At 67.6% G+C, this 16,101-nt stretch carries 19 protein-coding genes; 6 read left to right on the forward strand and 13 right to left on the reverse strand.

All coding sequences use genetic code 11. From position 1 onward, the window contains the following. Positions 1-2 precede the first annotated feature (2 nt). The gene (locus tag AC1DJH_RS04140) at positions 3-359 is read left to right on the forward strand and encodes a 4a-hydroxytetrahydrobiopterin dehydratase (protein WP_478184810.1); all 357 of its coding nucleotides are present in this window, start codon (positions 3-5) and stop codon (positions 357-359) included. Between the two features lie 12 nt (positions 360-371). Further along, entirely contained in the window at positions 372-1,328 is a 957-nt protein-coding gene (gene rsgA / locus AC1DJH_RS04145) for a ribosome small subunit-dependent GTPase A (RefSeq protein ID WP_478184811.1), read from the forward strand. 10 nt (positions 1,329-1,338) lie between these two features. Here rsgA and AC1DJH_RS04150 read toward each other — a convergent pair whose 3' ends face one another. The 8 genes from AC1DJH_RS04150 to rpsP form a co-directional block, all read right to left on the reverse strand. After that, positions 1,339-2,364 carry a hypothetical protein gene (locus tag AC1DJH_RS04150; RefSeq protein WP_478184812.1) on the reverse strand — a complete coding sequence of 342 codons (1,026 nt, stop codon included), beginning with the start codon at positions 2,362-2,364 and terminating at the stop codon, positions 1,339-1,341. A 14-nt stretch (positions 2,365-2,378) separates the two neighbouring features. Next, the gene (hisC, locus tag AC1DJH_RS04155; RefSeq protein ID WP_478184813.1) at positions 2,379-3,470 is read right to left on the reverse strand and encodes a histidinol-phosphate transaminase; all 1,092 of its coding nucleotides are present in this window, start codon (positions 3,468-3,470) and stop codon (positions 2,379-2,381) included. A 16-nt stretch (positions 3,471-3,486) separates the two neighbouring features. Then, positions 3,487-4,488 carry a CobD/CbiB family protein gene (locus tag AC1DJH_RS04160; RefSeq protein ID WP_435435342.1) on the reverse strand — a complete coding sequence of 334 codons (1,002 nt, stop codon included), beginning with the start codon at positions 4,486-4,488 and terminating at the stop codon, positions 3,487-3,489. A gap of 52 nt (positions 4,489-4,540) precedes the next feature. Next, on the reverse strand, positions 4,541-5,260 hold the full coding sequence (locus AC1DJH_RS04165; protein ID WP_478184814.1) for a CoA pyrophosphatase: 720 nt from the start codon (positions 5,258-5,260) through the stop codon (positions 4,541-4,543). A gap of 132 nt (positions 5,261-5,392) precedes the next feature. Further along, positions 5,393-5,770, reverse strand: a complete 378-nt coding sequence (gene rplS, locus AC1DJH_RS04170; RefSeq protein ID WP_116908189.1) for a 50S ribosomal protein L19 — start codon at positions 5,768-5,770, stop codon at positions 5,393-5,395. Between the two features lie 110 nt (positions 5,771-5,880). Continuing rightward, complete coding sequence (gene trmD, locus AC1DJH_RS04175; RefSeq protein WP_472116746.1) at positions 5,881-6,627, reverse strand: tRNA (guanosine(37)-N1)-methyltransferase TrmD; 747 nt, start codon at positions 6,625-6,627, stop codon at positions 5,881-5,883. A 15-nt stretch (positions 6,628-6,642) separates the two neighbouring features. Next, the gene (gene rimM, locus AC1DJH_RS04180) at positions 6,643-7,197 is read right to left on the reverse strand and encodes a ribosome maturation factor RimM (RefSeq protein ID WP_472116742.1); all 555 of its coding nucleotides are present in this window, start codon (positions 7,195-7,197) and stop codon (positions 6,643-6,645) included. Positions 7,198-7,213: 16 nt separating this feature from the next. Then, complete coding sequence (gene rpsP / locus AC1DJH_RS04185) at positions 7,214-7,477, reverse strand: 30S ribosomal protein S16 (RefSeq protein WP_093124286.1); 264 nt, start codon at positions 7,475-7,477, stop codon at positions 7,214-7,216. A 180-nt stretch (positions 7,478-7,657) separates the two neighbouring features. On the opposite strand from rpsP, the gene AC1DJH_RS04190 reads away from it, so the two are divergent. Beyond that, positions 7,658-8,182 (forward strand): GNAT family N-acetyltransferase, encoded by a 525-nt coding sequence (locus AC1DJH_RS04190; protein WP_472116739.1) that lies wholly within the window; start codon positions 7,658-7,660, stop codon positions 8,180-8,182. A gap of 18 nt (positions 8,183-8,200) precedes the next feature. After that, positions 8,201-8,647 (forward strand): TM2 domain-containing protein, encoded by a 447-nt coding sequence (locus tag AC1DJH_RS04195; RefSeq protein ID WP_435483125.1) that lies wholly within the window; start codon positions 8,201-8,203, stop codon positions 8,645-8,647. A 3-nt stretch (positions 8,648-8,650) separates the two neighbouring features. Here AC1DJH_RS04195 and AC1DJH_RS04200 read toward each other — a convergent pair whose 3' ends face one another. From AC1DJH_RS04200 to hda, 5 genes are all read right to left on the reverse strand, one after another. Further along, entirely contained in the window at positions 8,651-9,661 is a 1,011-nt protein-coding gene (locus AC1DJH_RS04200) for an inorganic phosphate transporter (protein ID WP_472116733.1), read from the reverse strand. Positions 9,662-9,675: 14 nt separating this feature from the next. Further along, positions 9,676-10,320 carry a DUF47 domain-containing protein gene (locus AC1DJH_RS04205; protein ID WP_435435335.1) on the reverse strand — a complete coding sequence of 215 codons (645 nt, stop codon included), beginning with the start codon at positions 10,318-10,320 and terminating at the stop codon, positions 9,676-9,678. Positions 10,321-10,649: 329 nt separating this feature from the next. Further along, positions 10,650-11,342, reverse strand: a complete 693-nt coding sequence (gene folK / locus AC1DJH_RS04210) for a 2-amino-4-hydroxy-6-hydroxymethyldihydropteridine diphosphokinase (protein ID WP_478184815.1) — start codon at positions 11,340-11,342, stop codon at positions 10,650-10,652. After that, on the reverse strand, positions 11,339-12,964 hold the full coding sequence (gene pcnB, locus AC1DJH_RS04215) for a polynucleotide adenylyltransferase PcnB (protein WP_478184816.1): 1,626 nt from the start codon (positions 12,962-12,964) through the stop codon (positions 11,339-11,341). The genes folK and pcnB overlap by 4 nt, the downstream gene beginning before the upstream one ends. 17 nt (positions 12,965-12,981) lie before the next feature. Beyond that, positions 12,982-13,668, reverse strand: a complete 687-nt coding sequence (gene hda, locus AC1DJH_RS04220; protein ID WP_435435332.1) for a DnaA regulatory inactivator Hda — start codon at positions 13,666-13,668, stop codon at positions 12,982-12,984. A 160-nt stretch (positions 13,669-13,828) separates the two neighbouring features. On the opposite strand from hda, the gene purM reads away from it, so the two are divergent. Both purM and AC1DJH_RS04230 read left to right on the forward strand, forming a co-directional pair. Next, positions 13,829-14,869, forward strand: a complete 1,041-nt coding sequence (gene purM, locus AC1DJH_RS04225; RefSeq protein WP_478184817.1) for a phosphoribosylformylglycinamidine cyclo-ligase — start codon at positions 13,829-13,831, stop codon at positions 14,867-14,869. A gap of 49 nt (positions 14,870-14,918) precedes the next feature. After that, positions 14,919-16,019 carry an AI-2E family transporter gene (locus tag AC1DJH_RS04230; protein ID WP_435483121.1) on the forward strand — a complete coding sequence of 367 codons (1,101 nt, stop codon included), beginning with the start codon at positions 14,919-14,921 and terminating at the stop codon, positions 16,017-16,019. Positions 16,020-16,101: the final 82 nt, after the last annotated feature.

Below are 16,101 nucleotides of genomic sequence, written 5' to 3' on the forward strand. Positions count from 1 at the left end.
TCATGAGCAGCATGTTCAAGCCCAAAGACTGGAAGAGCCTTCCCGCACGCAAAGCGCTGAGCGCCACCGAAATCGTGGCCGCCCTGGCGCGCCTCGACGGCTGGAAGCTCACCGGCGACGGCGCCGACGTCGCCATCGAAAAGACCTTCACCTTCGCCAACTACTTCGAAACCATCGCCTTCGTGAATGCGCTGGCCTTCGTGGCGCACACACAGGACCATCACCCCGACCTTTCGGTGCACTACAACCGCTGCTTGGTGCGCTTCAACACGCACGACGTGGGAGGCCTCTCGGCCACCGACTTCGACTGCGCGCGCCAGGCCGATGCGCTGGTCGCAAGCCCCGGTCCCGCCGCATGACGGACCGCGCACTTGGCTAAGTCGAGCCGCACCGCCGCTTCCGCAGCATCCGCTGCGAAGACGCTGAACGACGGTCTTGTTGTCGCCAGCCACGGCCGTCACTGCCTGGTCGAAACGCCCGCGGGCGAGCGCCTGATCTGCCACCCGCGCGGCAAGAAGAGCCAGGCCGTGGTCGGCGACCGCGTGCTCTGGCAGGCCAGCGAGGACGAAGGCACCATCGAGCAGGTGCTGCCGCGGCGCAACCTGTTCTACCGGCAGGACGAGATCCGCACCAAGTCGTTCGCGGCCAACCTCGACCACGTGCTGATCCTGATCGCCGCCGAGCCGGAGTTCTCCGAGCATCAGTTGGCACGTGCGCTGATCGCGGCCCAGGCCGAGCGCATCACACCCATCATCGCGCTCAACAAGAGCGACCTGGTCGAGCCCTTCGCGCGCGCCTGGGCCAAGCTGGCGCCCTACCGGCGCATGCACCACGGCGTGCTGCCGCTGTCGCTGAAGGCATCGGGCGAGGCCGACTACGCCTCGCTGATGAAACTGCTTGCGGGCAAGTGCACGCTGGTGCTGGGCCCTTCAGGCTCGGGCAAGAGCACGCTGACCAACCTGTTGGTGCCGGGCGCCACCGTGCTGACGCAGGAGATCTCGCAGGCGCTGAATTCGGGCAAGCACACGACCACGAGCACCACCTGGTACTGGATCGACGAAGCCCGCACCACAGGCCTGATCGATTCGCCGGGCTTCCAGGAATTCGGCCTGAACCACATCGAACCGATGCAACTTGCCGGCCTGATGCCCGACATCGCCGAACACATGGGCGACTGCAAGTTCTACAACTGCACCCACCTGCACGAGCCGGGCTGCGGCGTGATCGCCAACGTGGGGGCGGCCAATGAAACGGGCAACGGCATCAGCCCGAGCCGCTACAAGATCTACGGCGAGCTGTTCGCCGAGCTGAGCCAGAAGCGCTACTGAAGCGCCGGCGTCAGCCGAGCCAGACGCGGTAGGACTTCCAGGTCGGGTCGAAGGCAAGGTCCAGCGTCACGGGAAGGTCCATGCCCTCCTGCAGCGACTGCGCATGCGCGATCGCCGCAGCGGCATCGGCCACCTGGAAGTTGACGGTGCGCACACCCTCTTCCAGGACGACGTGCGTGCAGCAGCCCGCCTCGTGCGTCTGCAGCAGCGCGGTCAGCCGGTCTTCGTAGACGCGGGCCGCTTCCAGTTCTTCGCCCGATTCCACCGGGATCGCGGCCGACAGGTGGTGGCCCAGGTCCGCTCGGCCCAGCAGCGCGGCGGCCGTGTCGTTGCGCATCACGACCATCTCGATCTCGCTGCCGTCCTCGGCTTCGCGCGTGGCGGTCAGGCCCGACCAGGCGTGCTCGCCCGTGGGAAACACACCGGTGTGGCCGAGTTCGTCGCGCCAGCAGGCGTCGAACACCGGCACGAAGTCGTCGAGCGACACGCCGTCGAAACCCGCGCTGTCGCCGGCGTCGGCATAGTCGACCGGGCCGACCTTCACCGCCGCGTCGTACTCGCCCAGGATGTGGTCGAGCATGATGAGGCTCGTGTGGCGCGCGTGGTCCCGCATGTCCATGGGAATGGGCTTGGCGAAGCCGATCTCCAGCGCCACGAGGCCGTCGTAGGGCTCGTGCTTCACGAGAATGTCGGAACTCGCCAGTTCGAAGTCGCCCATGCGAATGCCGAAGCCCTGGCCAGTGCGCTGGCGGAAAGCCTCCACCTCGACCTGCGGCAACGCGGGGCTGCTCTGCACCAGCGCCATGACGTCGTCGAAGTCGTCCATCGAGCCATGGGCGGTCAGCACGAGCTTGAACGCGGGCGGCTCACCGGCCACTTCCGCGGCCAGGCGTGGAAAGAGGGGCTGCAGCAGTGCGTTCAACGCCGGCACCAGTTCGTGCCCGGGCAGGGTGCGAAGGCTGTCGAGCTGGGCGCTCACCGCTTGCCAGAAGCTTGCGCAGGCCGCTGAGCGCGGGTCGGAGTCATGGGTCGGCATGGCCGGGAGTTCCTTCAAGAATGGGGGCCAAGAATATCCTGCAGTCGCTGCACCAGCGCGCCGCACTGCTCTCGGGTGCCGATGCTGATGCGCAGGTACTGCGCGATGCGCGCCTGCCTGAAATGCCGCACCAGCACGGCCCGCTCGCGCAGCAGTGCGGCGAGTTCAGCGGCGTCGCGCTGCGCATGGCGCGCAAAGACGAAGTTGGCTTGCGAGGGCAGCACCTCGAAACCCAGGTCTTCGAGCTGGAGACACAGCCCTTCGCGGGTGTCGACGATCTTGTCGCGCGTGCCGCGGAACCAGGCCTCGTCGTCGAGCGCGGCCACCGCGCCGGCCGAGGCCAGCCGGTCGATCGGGTAGGAGTTGAAGCTGTCCTTCACGCGCACCAGGGCGTCGATCAGGTGGGCCTGCCCGCAGGCGAAACCGACCCGAAGGCCCGCCAGCGAGCGCGCCTTGGAGAGCGTCTGCACCACCAGCAGGTTCGGATATTTGTCGATCAGCGGCAGCGCGCTTTCGCCGCCGAAATCGATGTACGCCTCGTCCACCAGCACCACGCGCTCCGGACAGGCCTGCAGCAATTGCTCGATGCGCGACAACGGCTGGCCGATGCCCGTGGGCGCGTTGGGATTCGCGATGACGACGCCCGCGCAGCCCTCGCGGGCACGCGCCGCCAGGGCGTCGATGTCGACGCACAGGCCGTCGTCCACCGGCTGCAGCGCGCAGTCGATGCCGTACAGCTGCGCATAGACCTTGTAGAAGCTGTAGCTCACATCGGGCATGAGCAGCGGCGCGGCCTGCTGGAAGAACGCGAAGAAGGCGTGCGCGAGCACCTCGTCGGAGCCGTTGCCCGCGAACACTTGGTCGGCCTGCAGCCCATGCCGCCGCGCGACCGCTTCGCGCAAGGCGAGCGAGGTCGGGTCCGGGTAGCGCTCCAGCCCGTGCTCGGCCGCGCGCCGGATCGCCTCGATGGCCATCGGCGACGGCGGGTACGGGTTCTCGTTGGTGTTGAGCTTGACGAGGTTCTCGATGCGCGGCTGCTCTCCGGGCACGTAGGGCTCGAGCGCGCCGATGCGCGGGCTCCAGTAAGCCGGCACTGCGGTAGTCATGAAATCCTCCCGCGGCTCAGCCCAGCAGGCGAGCCAAGGTCAGCAAGGCCAGCAGCACCATCCACATGACGACCGAGCGCCAGACCAGGCCCACGACGCTGCGCAGGTGGCCAGGCTCGGGCTCTCGCCCAGGCGTACTGCCGCTGTCTGTACGACGGCCGTCGGCCATTGATTCGCCGGCCTGGGCGCGCGACAGCGAATCGGCGACGGGAATCGGGCTCAGCGAGCCACCGCCCAGGCGCACGTTGACCGCGCCCGACGTCGCCGCGAGGATCACGCCGTCGTTTTCGTTGGGGAAGCGCTGCGCGTCGTTGCGCCAGCAGTCGATGGCTTCCTCGAAGCTGCCGACCACCGCGAAGCCCAGCGCGGTGATGCGCGCGGGGAGCCAGTCGATCGCGTGCCAGGCACGCCCCGCGGCCTCCTGCACCGCGACACTCGACGGTTGCACCGCGGCGCCGTTCTTGTGCGCCCAGTAGCGCGAGACGAACTCGCTCATGCGGTAGAACACCGCGCCGGCCGGCCCGAGTCCGATCGCCGCAATGACCGAGAACCACGCCAGCACGCCGAACACATGGCGGTGCGCGGCGATCACCGAGTGCTCGATCACGTGGCGCACGATTTCGCTGCGCGGCAGGTCGGCCGCATCCACACCCTGCCAGTGCGCAAGCAGCGAGCGCGCGAGCGGCTCGTCGCCCTCGTCGAGCGCGTCGCGGATGTCGGTGAAGTGATGGCTGAACTGCCTGAAGCCCAGCGTGACGTAGAGCACCGCAATGCTCCAGAGCACCGCGAAGGGCAGGCCGAGCGTGAGCACCAGCAGCCAGTGCACGCCCAGCGACAAGAGCGTGGGCACGAAGACCGCGAGCCCCCAGGCGATCCATCCGTGGTGCGGCTTGCCCGCGTCGAAGTTGCGGCTGGTCCAGCGTGTCCACGCCAGAACCCCGCCGTACACGGGGTTGTGCGGGCCCAGCGGCCGCACCTGCTCGATCAGCAGCGCGCACAGGATGGCAAAAAAGCTCATCCTTCGATGATAGCGAGAGCGCCCGAAGTTTCGGGCCCTGCGCGCAAGAGACTCAGGCGGCGAGGAAGCGGTAGAGATTGCGCAGCATGCCTGCGGTCGCGCCCCAGACGAAGCGCTCGTCGGGCCCGTCCTGGTAGGGCATCGAATACCACTCGCGCCGGCGGCCGTCCACCGCGCTCACCGAATGGCGGCGGTGGTTGGCAGGGTCCATCAACCAGGCCAGCGGCACCTCGAAGGCATGGGCCACTTCGTAGGGATTGATGGTGAGTTCGAAGTCGGGCTGCACCAGCGCAACGACCGGCGTCACGATGAAAGAAGTCACCGTGGTGTAGGTCGGAAGACTGCCGAGCACTTCGATGAACTGCGCCGACAAGCCGACCTCCTCCCATGCCTCGCGCAATGCGGCGGCGGAAATGTTGGCGTCTTCCGGGTCGACGCGGCCGCCCGGAAACGCCACCTGGCCCGAGTGGTTCGACAGGTGCGTAGTGCGCTCGGTGAGCAGCACGGTCGCGCCGTGGGGACGCTGCACGATCGGCACCAGCACGGCGGCCTGCGCGGGCGGGCGGTCGATCATGCGGGGCTCGCGCCTGAGCTCGGGCTCCCACGCGGGCGGCGCGGCGAAGCGCGCGCGCAACGCCTGCGCCGTCAACTGGTCGGCCGCCACCGCGGGCAAGCCGTCGCTGCCGTCCACGAAGGGCGCCTCGCGCGGATCGAACTGCAGCAGCGTGGGCGGCACCACGGCATTGATGGGTTCGAGGGGAGCGGGTTGCATGGAAGCGACGGTGGAGGAGAAAGAGGTCAAGAGGCTTCGAGTAGAGCGTAAAAAAGCCAAGCTGTCTTTTCGTGCGGGGCACCAATGCAAAAAGCCGCCAGAGCGGCGGCTTTTCTTGCACGACAGGACTGCTTATTTGGCAGCGGCCGTCGACTTGCTCGGCAGCTTTTCCTTGATGCGTGCCGAACGACCGCTGCGCTCGCGCAGGTAGTACAGCTTGGCGCGGCGCACATCGCCGCGGCGCTTGACTTCGATGCCGGCGATCAGCGGGCTGTAGGTCTGGAACGTACGCTCCACGCCTTCGCCGCTGGAGATCTTGCGCACGGTGAAGCCGCTGTTGAGGCCACGGTTGCGCTTGGCGATCACGACGCCTTCGTAGGCCTGCACGCGCTTGCGGGTGCCTTCGACGACGCTCACGCTGACGATGACCGTGTCACCGGGCATGAAATCGGGAATGGTTTTGCCGAGGCGGGAAATTTCTTCCTGCTCGAGGGTCTGGATGAGGTTCATGATTTCCTGATAGTCGATCGTGTCGGGCTACACAAAGGGCGCCTGGGCTTTCATCGGATGAACCGGCGAAAAGTCCGGCGCGGCCGGGCAGAGGATCGGGGAGCCCGAGATTATAGCTTTTTTTTCAGCGCGGCCTCATCGGCCTTGGCAAGGCGTCCCGCCGCGCGGGCCGCGTCGATCAGTTCGGGGCGCCGTGCGGCCGTGATGGCCAGGCGCTGGTCGCGCCGCCACCGCTCGATCTGCACATGGTGGCCCGAAAGCAACGGCGCCGGCACGCCCTGCCCGTTCCATTGCTCGGGCCGGGTGTAGTGCGGGCAGTCGAGCAGGCCGTCGAGGGCGGGATTGAAGCTGTCCTGCACGTGGCTGGCTTCGTCGCCGAGCACTCCCGGCTGCAAACGCGCGACCGCATCGAGCAGCGCCATGGCCGCGATCTCTCCGCCGGAGAGAACGAAATCGCCGAGGCTGATCTGGTGCGTGACGCGCGTGTCGATGAAACGCTGGTCAATACCTTCATAGCGCCCGCAGACCAGCACCGCACCCTTGCTGGCCGACCAACGCTCGACCGATGCATGCCGCAACGCCTCGCCGATGGGAGAAAACAGCACGACGGGTGCTTCTGCGCCGCGGGCCGCGAGCGCCGCGTCGAGGCAAGCCGACAACGGCTGCGCCATCATGACCATGCCGGGGCCACCGCCGAACGGGCGGTCGTCCACACGCTTGTAGTTGCCAGGGGCGAAATCGCGCGGGTTCCACAGCACCACCTCGACTTGCTTCGACTCGTAGGCGCGGCGCGTCACGCCGCTGGCCATGAAAGGCGCGAACAGTTCGGGAAACAGCGTGAGGACGTCGAAGCGCATGCGCGCAGTCGCCGGTCAGTATTCGGGTTGCCAGTCGACCGTGATCAGGCGGCCGGGCAGGTCGACCTTGTCGACGAAGACGGAGACGAAGGGCACCATGCGCTCGACGGCCTTGCCGTCTTCTTCGGCGGCGAGCACCAGCGTGGTCTGCGGACCGGTGGCAAGCAGCTCGCGAACCTCGCCGAGCACGACGCCTTCGCGGTTGACCACCGACAGGCCGATCAGGTCGACCCAGTAGTACTCGTCGTCGCCGGCCGTTGGAAAGCTCGAACGCGACACGAACACGCGCGCGCCGCGCAGCGCTTCGGCCGCGTTGCGATCTGGCACATCGTCGGACGTGGCGACGATGCAGCTGGAATGTTCTTTGGCTTCGCGGATCGCGAGCCGGAAAGCGCCGCTCGCCGCAGCCCCGGGGGCCTGCAGGAACCAACGCTTGGAAGAAAAAAGCGCCTCGGGCTGGGCGCTGTGGGGCAGGACCTTGAACCAGCCCTTGATGCCCCATGCATCGGCGATGCGCCCTACTTCGATCGCGTCCGCCGGCAATTCGGCGGTTTCGAGTGCGGGCAACATCGCCGTGCGGGACGGCTTAGGCCGCCGCCTTGGGTGCTGCCGAAGCAGCTTGCTTGATGATGCGCAGAACGGTGGGCGAAGCTTGTGCGCCGACGCTCTTCCAGTAGGCCAGGCGGTCCTGGGCAATACGGATGCTTTCTTCGTTTTCCTTGGCGGTCGGGTTGTAGAAACCCAGACGCTCGATGAAACGGCCATCGCGGCGAACGCGCTTGTCCGACACGACGATGTTGAAGAACGGACGGCCTTTGGAGCCGCCGCGGGAAAGTCGAATGACGACCATGATTTATCCTTGGGTGGTCAGCAGGCCCTATGGATGAAGAAGAGGCCCGCTCACAATGTTCTTCCAGCGTCGAGACACGCGACATGGCCACCCGGCCAGCGACACGCTGAAAAGCCTGCGATTATAGCCCGACACGCGTTTTCTCCGAATTCCGGCCTCGCGCCACCTGTTTTCATCCGCATGCCCCTCACCATCCGCCCCAGCCGCGACGAAGACGTTGCAGCCGTCACGGCCATCTATGCCCACCACGTGCTGAACGGCACCGGCACCTTCGAAACAGAGCCTCCCTCCCCCACCGACATGGCCGCCCGTCGCGCCGACGTGCTGGGCAAGAAACTGCCGTACCTGGTTGCCGAAGAAAATGGCGAAGTGTTGGGTTTTGCCTACTGCAACTGGTTCAAGCCGCGCCCGGCCTACCGTTTTTCGGCCGAGGACTCGATCTACATGTCGGAGTCAGCGCGCGGCAAGGGTCTGGGCGCGAAGCTGCTGGCGGCGCTGTCGCAAGCAGCCGAAGCCGCAGGCGTGCGCAAGCTGATCGCGGTGATCGGCGACTCGGCCAACGCCGGTTCCGTCGGGGTGCACCGTAGCCAGGGCTTCACCCACGTCGGCGTGCTGAAGGACTGCGGCTGGAAGTTCGGCGAATGGCGCGACGTGGTCCTGATGGAGAAGGTGCTCGGCGAAGGCAGCACCACCAAGCCCGAATGACCTCTGAATGACACCCGAATGAAAAACAAGACCACCGCCGCCTGGCTCACCTTCCTTGGCGGCCCGCTGGGACTGCACCGCTTCTACCTGCGGGGCATCGGCGACTGGCTCGGTTGGCTGCTGCCCATTCCCACGGCGCTGGGCGTCTACGGCATCGAACGCGTGCGCCTGTACGGCGTGGACGACGGCCTGAGCTGGGCGCTGATTCCGTTGCTGGGCTTCACCATCGCGGGCTGCGCGCTGGTGGCCATCGTCTACGGCCTGATGACACCCGAGAAGTGGAATGCGCGCTTCAACGCAAGCGCGCCGTCGGATGCCAAGCCGGGCCAGACCAACTGGTTCACCATCGGCGCGGTGGTGATGTCGCTGTTCTTCGGCAGCACGATCCTGATGGCCAGCATCGTGTTCAGCTTCCAGCGCTACTTCGAACACCAGATCGAAGAAGGCCGGAAGATTTCGCAGTAACGATCAGAACAGCTGGATGCTGATCCAGTAGGCAATCGCCGCCACGAAGGCCGACGCCGGGATCGTGAAGATCCACGCCCACACGATGTTCCCCGCCACGCCCCAGCGCACCGCGCTCGCGCGCTGCGTGGAGCCGACGCCGACGATGGCGCCCGTGATGGTGTGGGTGGTCGACACCGGAATGCCCAGCGCGGTGGCCAGGAACAGGGTCAGCGCCCCGCCCGTCTCGGCGCAGAAGCCGCCCACGGGCTTGAGCTTGGTGATCTTCTGGCCCATCGTCTTCACGATGCGCCAGCCGCCGAACATGGTGCCCAGCGCAATCGCGGTGTAGCAGCTCACGATGGTCCACAGCGGCGGCGCGGCGTCGCTGGCCGAGGCGTAGCCGGTGGCGATCAGCAGCATCCAGATGATGCCGATGGTCTTCTGCGCGTCGTTGCCGCCATGGCCCAAGCTGTAGGCGCCGGCCGAAACCAGCTGCAGCCGCCGGAACCAGCGGTCCACCCGCGACGGCGTGGCGCGCCTGAAGCCCCAGGCCACCGCGATCATCATCATCGAGCCCAGCAGGAAGCCCAGCAGCGGCGACACGAAGATGAAGGCCACCGTCTTCCAGATGCCCGAGGCCACCAGCCCGCTGGTGCCGGTCTTGGCAATCACCGCGCCCACGATGCCGCCGATGAGCGCGTGCGACGAGCTGCTTGGAATGCCGTAGTACCAGGTGACCAGATTCCAGCTGATGGCACCGACGAGCGCGCCGAACACCACGTGCACGTCGACCACGCCGGGCTGGGCGATGCCCTTGCCCACCGTGGCCGCCACGCTCAGGTGGAAGATGAAGATCGCGATCAGGTTGAAGAAGGCCGCGAACACCACGGCCTGCCCCGGCTTGAGCACGCCGGTGGAGACCACCGTCGCGATCGAATTCGCGGCGTCGTGGAATCCGTTCATGAAGTCGAACAGGATCGCCAGCGCGACCAGCACCATCACCACCCAGAGGGCGACCTGAACCGTTGCCATGCGTGGCTACCCGCTCAGGAGTTCTCGAGGACGATGCCCTCGATCACGTTGGCCACGTCCTCGCACTTGTCGGTGATCGTTTCCAGCAGCTCGTAGATCGCCTTGAGCTTGATCACCTCGCGCACATCGGGCTCCTCGCGGAACAGCTTGCTCATGGCGCTGCGCATCACGCGGTCGGCGTCCGATTCGAGGCGGTCGATTTCCTCGCAGGTCTTGAGCACCGCCTCGGCCACCGCCGGATCGGCGATCTTGCCGAGGAACTTGACGGCGTCCTTCAGTCGGTCGCAGCACTTCACGCTCAGGGCCGTGAGGCGCACGATCTCGTCGGTCATGTGGCGCACGTCGTACAGCGCCATGGTCTCGGCCGAGTCCTGGATCAGGTCGGCCACGTCGTCCATCGTGTTGATGAGCTTGTGGATCTGCTCGCGGTCGATGGGCGTGATGAAGGTCTTGTGGATCAGCCGGTTGACGTCGTGCGTCACGCGGTCGGCGGCGCGCTCGGCGTTGTCGACATCGCGGTTGTACTGCTCGCGCAGGTGCACGTCGTTGTAGTTGGCGACGAGTTGCTCGAAAGCCCGCGCCGCCTCGACGATGCGATCGGCGTGCTGGTTGAACATCTCGAAGAAATTGCCCTCGCGGGGCAGCAGCTTGCCGAACATGGAAACTCCTGGGGTGCGCCACAACCACAACGGTATGACGCCTTCATGAAAAACCGGCGAAGTTTAACGGGCATGACGGTCCGGCCCGCACGGACCGGCTTTCGAAGCGCTGCGCGCGCGTCCCGCTGCCCTCGAATTCAGCCCGTCGCTCAGCCTGGCAAGCGCAGCACCGGCAAGCGCGAGCCGCCGTGGATGCCGCCCAGGCGCCGCGCCACGATCAGCAGCACGCCGGCCAGTCAAGTCCCCGCATGGCCGGCCGCCAATGCCCGCTGACCGCGAACACCGTCACACCGGCCAGATCGAGTGCATAAAGCAGCAGCGCGGCCGCGTCAGACGATGCGCTTGACCACCTGGCCCGTGACGCGTGCCAGCGCCGCGCGCGGCACCTTGTCGGGTGCGATTTCAGCCAGCGGCTTCAGCACGAAGGCGCGCTCGCGCATGCGGGGATGCGGCAGGGTCAGCGTGGGCGTGTCCATCACCGAGTTGCCATGCATCAGCAGATCGAGGTCGAGCGTGCGCGGTGCATTGGGAAAAGGCCGTTCGCGGCCGGCCTGCGTTTCCAGGCGCTGCAACGCCACGAGGAACTGCTCGGCATCCAGGCCGGTGCGCACGGCCACCACGGCGTTGACGAAATCGGGGCCTTCGGCATCCACCGGTTCGCTGCGGTAGAGCGACGAACGGGCCGTCACCTGGGTGCGCTGCAGCGCGCCGATGGCGGCCATGGCCGCCTTCACGGCCGCCTCGGCATCGCCCAGGTTGGCGCCGATGGCGACAAAGGCCTGCACGGTCGGGTAGTCCTCGCGCGGACCGCGCGGGCGGCTCGTGGGGGCGCGGGCGGGCGAGCGGCGCGCGGGCGGGCCGCTTCGGGCGCCGGCCGTCGGGGGCTTGCCCCCGGTGCTGCGCGGTGGCGCGGCCTTGGGGACCTTGCTCACCTTGCTCACCTTGCTCACCTTGCATACCTTGGCAATGGCCTTGGCCGCGGGGCTCTTCCTGCCGCCGTCCGGCCGGTCAGGCGCGCTCATTCGCCAGCGGCGTGGCCGCCGCCCTCACCGCCGCCGTCGCCACCGCCCGCGGGACGCGGCTTGCGGCGGCGCCGGCGCTTGCGCGGCGCGGCTGCTTCGCCGTCGGGGGGCACGGCACCGGCTTCGACTTCGACCTCTTCGTCCGAGTCCGTCTCGGCGGCCGGGGCCTGGCGCACCACAGGCTCGCTGCGCGGCTTGGGCGGCGGGTTCTCGCGCACCCGCACGCGCTGGCGCACCTTCTGGTCTTCGCGCACCTGCTCCAGCAGGTCCTGGCGGCGTACGTCGTCGGCGGTGCTGAACTCCTGCCACCACTCGGCAATGGCCTCGCTCACCTCGCCCACGTCAGCGCGCAGGCGCATGAAGTCGAAGGCCGCACGAAAGCGCGCCTGCTCGACCAGGCTGTGGGGCGTGGAGCCGGTGCGCTTGTCGAAGCGCGGCTGCATCATCCAGATCTCGCGCATGTCGGCGGCCAGCTTGCCGCGGCCCGACACGTCGCCGATGCGCGAATTGAACACGTCGTCGATGGCGTCCTGCAGCGCCGGGAACGGCGGCTGCGGGCGCTGGCCGTGGCGGCCTTCCTGGCGCTGGGCCCAGCCGTCGCGCACGTCGGCCCACAGCACGCAGGCCAGCAGGAAGCTGGGCGCCACGGGCTTGCCCTCGCCCACGCGGCGGTCGGTGTCCTGCAGGGCGGCCTTCACGAAGGGCTGATCGGCGCGCTCCACCACCACGTCGAGCAGCGGGTAGATGCCCCGCGCCAGGCCGAGCTTGTTGAGCTGCTCGATGGTCGCGATGGCATGGCCGGTCTGCAACAGCTTGAGCATTTCGTCGAACAGGCGACTCTGCGGCACGTCGGCCAGCAGCTTGCTCGAATCGATCAGCGGCGCCGCCGTCTTGGCTTCCATCTTGAAGCCCAGCGCGGCGAGCTTGGCCGAGAAGCGGATGGCGCGAATGATGCGCACCGGGTCTTCACGGTAGCGCGTGGCCGGGTCGCCGATCATGCGCAGCGTGAGCTTCTGCGCGTCCTTGATGCCGTTGTGATAGTCGACCACCACCTGGTTGGCCGGGTCGTAGTACATGGCGTTCACGGTGAAGTCGCGGCGCGCCGCGTCTTCTTCCTGAGGGCCCCAGACGTTGTCGCGCAGCACGCGGCCGCTGGCGTCCACGGCGTGCTTCATGCTCGCGAGTTCGCCTTTGCTGGTGCGCTCGTTGCCCGCCACCTGCTCGGCCGCGGTGTTGTCCATGTAGGCGCGGAAGGTCGAGACCTCGATCACCTCATGCTCGCGCCCGCGGCCGTACACCACGTGCACGATGCGAAAGCGCCGCCCGATGATGAAGGCGCGGCGGAACAGCGACTTGACCTGCTCGGGCGTGGCGTTGGTGGCCACGTCGAAGTCCTTGGGGCGCAGCCCCAGCAGCAGGTCGCGCACCGCGCCGCCCACCACATAGGCCTCGTACCCCGCCTGCTGCAGCGTGGTGACCACGTTTTTCGCGCGTTCGTCGACCAGGGCCGGATCGATCCCGTGAACCTCCGCCGGCACCTCCTGGCGCTTGCCGAAGCGGCTCTTGCCCTGTGTGCCGCCAGCGGATTTGCCGAGCAGCTTGTCGATGAATTTCTTGATCATTGTTTGGTTGGAAGCTCTTATTCGTTCTCAAGCATGGAGCGGATCAGCGGAATGGTGATCGCGCGTTGGGTCTGCAGGGCATAGCCGTCGAGCTGCGTGAGCAGCTCCATCAGGCTGCCCAGGTCGCGGCTGAAGCGGTGCAGCATGTAGTCGAGCACGTCGTCGGACAGCATCACGCCGCGCGCATCGGCCGCCTGGCGCAGCACCGCGCGGCGTTCGCTTTCGCTGAGCACCTGCAGGTGGAACACATGGCCCCACCCCAGGCGGGTGCGCAGGTCCTCGCGCAGCGCCAGGTCGGCCGGCGGCAAGGCGCCAGCGGCCACCACGCCGCGCTGCAGGGTCTGGGCGTTGACGAACCAGTTGAAAGCCGCGTGCTGTTGCACGGCGGTGTAGAGGTGCACGTCGTCGAGCAGCACGGCGCCCCAGCGCTCGTCGAACTCGGGCGGCTCCAGCAGGCCGGCGTGCAGCCAGCCCACGCTGGCGCCCTGCTCCCTCAGTGCGACACGCACCGATTCGAGCAGATGGGTCTTGCCACTGCCGCCTTCGCCCCACAGGTAGGTCGGCACCGGCGAGTGCAGCGCAGGGCTGCCGGCGCCGCCCACCCACACTTGCAGGTGGCGCAGCGCCGCCTCGTTGGGGCCGGCAAAAAAGGCGTCGAAGCTGGGGCCCGTCGCAATGCCGATATCGAGCGCGAGCTGTTTCATCCCGGGAAGGTTCATGGAGGGGGCCACGAGGGCCCTTAAAATCGTGAGGAATTCTATCGGCCCGGCCAACATGGTTGCCGGCACCCTCTTCAGTTCCTCCTCTTCGCATACTTTCGCGTCCTTTCGCGGCCTTTCGCGCTCTTCCCGACCTCGACCATCTATGACCTCCCCTACGCCCACCCCGCTCAGCTACAAGGATGCCGGTGTCGATATCGACGCAGGCGACGCCCTGATCGACCGCATCAAGCCGCTGGCGAAGAAGACGCTGCGCGAAGGGGTGCTGGCCGGCATCGGCGGCTTCGGCGCCCTGTTCGAGGTGCCCAAGCGCTACAAGGAGCCGGTGCTGGTGAGCGGCACCGACGGCGTGGGCACCAAGCTCAAGCTGGCTTTCGAATGGAACATGCACGACACCGTCGGCATCGACCTGGTGGCCATGAGCGTGAACGACGTGCTGGTGCAGGGCGCCGAGCCCCTGTTCTTCCTGGACTATTTCGCCTGCGGCAAGCTGGACATCGACACTGCAGCCGCCGTGATCGGCGGCATCGCCCGCGGCTGCGAGCTCTCGGGCTGCGCCCTGATCGGCGGCGAAACCGCTGAAATGCCCGGCATGTACCCCGCCGGCGAGTACGACCTGGCGGGTTTCGCGGTCGGCGCGGTCGAAAAATCGAAGATTCTCACGGGCCAGAACGTCAAGCCCGGCGACGTGGTGCTGGGCCTGGCCTCGGCCGGCGTGCATTCCAACGGCTTCAGCCTGGTGCGCAAGGTGATCGAACGTGCCGGCGCCGACCTGCCCGCCACGCTGGACGGCAAGCCCTTCCGCGAAGCGGTGATGGCGCCCACCCGCCTGTATGTGAAGCCCGTGCTCGAGGCGCTGGCCAAGCACCCGATCAAGGCGCTGGCCCACATCACCGGCGGCGGCCTGCTCGAGAACATTCCCCGCGTGCTGCCCGAAGGCACGGCCGCCCACCTGACAAAGGGCAGCTGGCCGCAGACCGAACTGTTCGCCTGGCTGCAGAAGGTGGCCGGCATCGACGACATCGAGATGAACCGCACCTTCAACAACGGCATCGGCATGGTGGTGGTGCTCGACGCGGCCGAAGCCGCCGCCTGCGCCGCCACGCTGCGCGCGGCCGGTGAATCGGTGCATGAAATCGGCGTGATCGCCGCGCGCGGCCAAGGTGCCGCAGTGGTCGTCGGCTGAACGCCGGCTGCTCCGTCCACATGTCCTGAGCAGAGCACCGAAACCCCGGATGGCCAAGAAGCCGCAACCCACCACTTCCGCCGCGATCCCGCCCCCCGCGGCCCCCGCCTACCGCCCCACCGCCTCGCGCGGCGTGATGGTCGCCAGCTACCTGCTGATGCTGGCGGCCCTGCTGCTGGTGATGTGGGAGCACCTGCTGCCGGGGCTGCTGTGCGTGTGCATCGGCTTCCTGGCGACGCGCTGGTTCGCGCGCGTGCTGACCGGCGGCCTGCTGCGCATGCCGGCACTCGCCAGGCGCGCCGACCGCACCCAGGGCTGGGCCAACGTGCTGGCCGTCATCCTGGTCCTGCTGGGCCCTATCGCCCTGGTCACGCTGCTGCTGTCGCAGGCGCGTGAATACATCGTCGACGCGCCCGACCAGTACCGCGAGCTGCTCGACTACACGGCGCGCACTGTGCTCGAGCTGCGCTCCAAACTGCCGGTCGAAATCGCGGCCTACCTGCCGGAAGGCGCGGCCGAAATCCAGCGCGTGATCGCCAACTACCTGCGCGCGCAGGCCGGCTCGCTGGCCATGGCGGGCCGGGCCTGGCTGCACGGGCTGCTCTTTTCCTACGTGGGGCTGATCGTCGGCGCGCTGGCCGCGGTGGCGCACGCGCCGCTGCGCCGCCGTCCGCTGGCCGAGCAGCTGCACCAGCGCGTGCAGACCTTCGGCGAGGCTTTCGGGCAGATCGTGGCGGCCCAGTTCTGGATCGCGGCCTTCAACACGCTGCTGACCGCCATCTTCCTGCTGTTCGTCATGCCGATGTGGGGCGCGCACCTGCCGTACACGCCGGCGCTGATCACCCTGACCTTCCTGGCCGGGCTGGTGCCCATCGTCGGCAACCTGGTGTGCAACTCGGTGATCACGCTGGTGGGCCTGTCGGTGTCGCCCGTCACCGCGCTGGCCTGCCTGATCTTCCTGATCGTGATCCACAAGGCCGAGTACGTCATCAACGCCAAGGTGGTGGGCGCGCGCACGCAGATGAGCGTTTGGGAGCTGCTGGCCGTGATGTTCGTGGCCGAGGCGGTGTTCGGACCGGCCGGGCTGGTGGCGGCGCCGCTGTACTACGCGTACCTGAAGAAAGAACTCCAGGCGGCGGCGCTGGTCTGATCGGCTCCCGGGCTTCAATGTCCGGATCTGATCGGTTCCGGTCCGTCTCCGAACGGACCATGGGCTGGTAACGCAGAAGAAT

It is taken from the genome of Variovorax sp. 10N412 (genome assembly GCF_056394985.1).